Origin of the sequence: Mesorhizobium sp. M4A.F.Ca.ET.090.04.2.1 (assembly GCF_003999085.1) — a bacterium.
Taxonomy (GTDB): Bacteria; Pseudomonadota; Alphaproteobacteria; order Rhizobiales; family Rhizobiaceae; genus Mesorhizobium.
Map to the genome: position 1 here is coordinate 1 of NZ_RZOT01000687.1, position 2,563 is coordinate 2,563.

3 protein-coding genes are annotated in these 2,563 nt (G+C 62.9%); all 3 read right to left on the reverse strand.

The genetic code is table 11. The annotated features are described in order from the left end of the window. Positions 1-209 precede the first annotated feature (209 nt). Positions 210-659, reverse strand: coding sequence for an Rrf2 family transcriptional regulator (locus EN781_RS30400; RefSeq protein WP_013530871.1), 450 nt, complete (start codon positions 657-659; stop codon positions 210-212). Between the two features lie 262 nt (positions 660-921). After that, positions 922-1,908, reverse strand: coding sequence for a sulfate ABC transporter substrate-binding protein (locus EN781_RS30405; protein ID WP_126059031.1), 987 nt, complete (start codon positions 1,906-1,908; stop codon positions 922-924). Positions 1,909-2,057: 149 nt separating this feature from the next. Then, a partial coding sequence (locus EN781_RS30410) for a TOBE-like domain-containing protein (RefSeq protein ID WP_189347943.1) occupies positions 2,058-2,563 on the reverse strand: 506 nt, incomplete at its 5' end.

Consider the following 2,563-nt stretch of genomic DNA (forward strand, 5'->3'; position numbering starts at 1 on the left):
TCTCGGTGTGGTAGATGTTGGACGATGTCCTGCGGTCGGCCTTGCGGGATTTTCCGAACCACGGCAGCCTCATCGGATCGGTGTCCCGCCTGTTCCTGGTTGCGTCCGAAAGGCCGCTCTACTGCGTCCATTGCCCCGACGCAATCGGGCACAGGCATTCGAGCGCCCAGGGGACGGCGCTGACCTTGATGCGGAGCTTCAGGTCCGGGTCAGATCTGCGAGGTCAGCTCGACGGGAAAATCGTCATTGTCGGCGTCGCGCATGGCGGCAAGGCTGCGGTTGTCCAGCACCTCGGCAATCGCCTGGCGCACTTCCAGCATCATGTGCCGGACCTGGCAGGTCGCCTCGTCGCAATCCTCACAGCGCTGGTACTGCGTGCGGCTGGCGCAGGGGATCGGCGCCAGAGGCCCGTCGAGGACGCGCACGACATGGCCGATCTTGATCTCGGAGGCCGGCCGGGCAAGGCGATAGCCGCCTTCCTTGCCCTTGCGGCTCTGGACGAAACCGGCATTGCGCAACTCGCCCAGAATAGCGTCGAGGAATTTCTTCGGAATGTTGTTGGCGACAGCGATGTCATTGACGAATGCAAGCTGGCCGGCCGGCAGTCCGGAAAGATGCACGAGGGCCTTGAGGCCGTATTTGCCTTTTTTGGTAAGCATGCCCGATTCAGTTCATGAAAACCCCAACCGCCTGCATCTGGCGGTTGTTTGTGTGCAAATCATGACGTCTCGGATCGCGTATTGCCGTTTCGTGCAAAACAAGCCGCCCGACGGCACGTTAGGCGCAAACGCGTTGATTCTTTGTAAGGTTTTTCACAGATGAGGTCGAGATTTTGCCAGGATCCGGCCTGCTGACGCATGAAATGAGGAAAGCCGGCACGGCCGGCTTTCCTGCTCAGGCCGAAGCCGACGCGTTGGACCCTCAGCGGTTGCCATAGGACTGGTCGAGCAGGCCGCCGGCGGCGAAATGCTCGGCCTGCACCTTGGCCCAGCCGCCGAAGACGTCGTCCACTGTCGGCAGGCGGACGTCGGGGAACTGGTCCTTGTACTTCGCGGCGACCGCCGCATCGCGGACGCGGTTGCCGTTGCGGGCGAGGATGTCCTGGCCTTCGGGCGTATAGAGGAAGTCGAGATAGCTCTTGGCGAGATCTCGCGTGCCATGCTCGTCGGCAACCTTGTCGACTATGGCGACGGGAAACTCCGCCAGCAGGCTGACCGAGGGCGTGACCTGCTCGAACTTGTCGTCGCCATACTCCTTGCGGATGCCACGCGTCTCCGATTCGAAGGTGATCAGCACATCGCCGATCTCGCGCTGCACGAAGGTGGTGGTGGCGGCGCGGCCGCCGGTGTCGAAGATCGGCACGTTGTTGAACAGTTTGGTGACGAATTCCTTCACCTTGGCGTCGTCGCCCTTGAAGGCCTCCTTGGCGTAGGCCGTGGCGGCGAGATAGGTGTAGCGCGCATTGCCCGATGTCTTCGGATTGGGGAAGATCACCTGCACGTCGTCGCGTACCAGGTCGTTCCAGTCCTTGATGTGCTTGGGGTTGCCGGCGCGCACCAGGAAGGACGGCAGCGAATAGAAGGGCGAGGCGTTGTCGGGAAAGTCCTTCTGCCAGTCGGCGGAGACGAGACCCTTGTTGACCAGGAAATCGACATCGGTGACCTGGTTGAAGGTGACGACATCTGCGCCGAGGCCTTCGGCGATGGCGCGCGCCTGCGCGGAGGTCCCAGCATGCGACTGGTCGATCGTCACGCCCGGATGTTCGGCGATGAAGGCCTGGTTGACCTCGGCGAACAGCTCGCGGCCGACGTCGTAGGACGCGTTCAGCAATCGGTCGGCCGCCCAGGCTTCGGAGGATGCAAGGAAAAGTGTGGCCAGTGCCGCCGCGCCAAGCAAGAATCGCTTCATGAAAACCGGCTCCTTGAGAGTTGCAACAAGGGCGCAGGATAATAGCACAAGGCCGGCCAGCGCCAGACATGCGAGCCGGCGCTATCGTGTCGTCGTCGGAAAAGATTCCGCCGAAACAAATGCTTGTTAGGATTTTCTTTCAGGCTGATTCAGCTGGCTTTTCCGGGCTCAGATGCCGGGAAAAGCTTCCAGCGCCGCGGCCTGAACGCCACCCGACTCTTCTGCGCCGCCGGATGGTCGACGGGCAATTCGACCTCGACCCGCTGGCGCTCGCCGCCGACTTCGAGCTCCACCCGCCTGGTGCCAGCGACACGGCGGCTGGCGGCAACGGTGCCGGCGATGCAGCCGCTGCAGCCGTCAAGGAGCTCGACGTCGTGCGGGCGGAAGTAGAGCATTGCGTCGCCTGAGGCCGCGTGCGGGGCGGACAGGCCGATCGATCGGTCGGCGATCCAGACCTCGCCGCTCTCGACCTTGACCGGCAGCGAGCTCGATTCACCGATGAAGGAATAGACAAAGGGCGAGTTCGGCGTGTCGTAGATCTCATCGGCGGAACCGACCTGCTCGATGCGGCCCTGGCTCATCACCACGACGCGATCGGCAAGCTCGAGCGCCTCTTCCTGGTCGTGGGTGACGAAGACGGTGGTGTGGCCAGTGC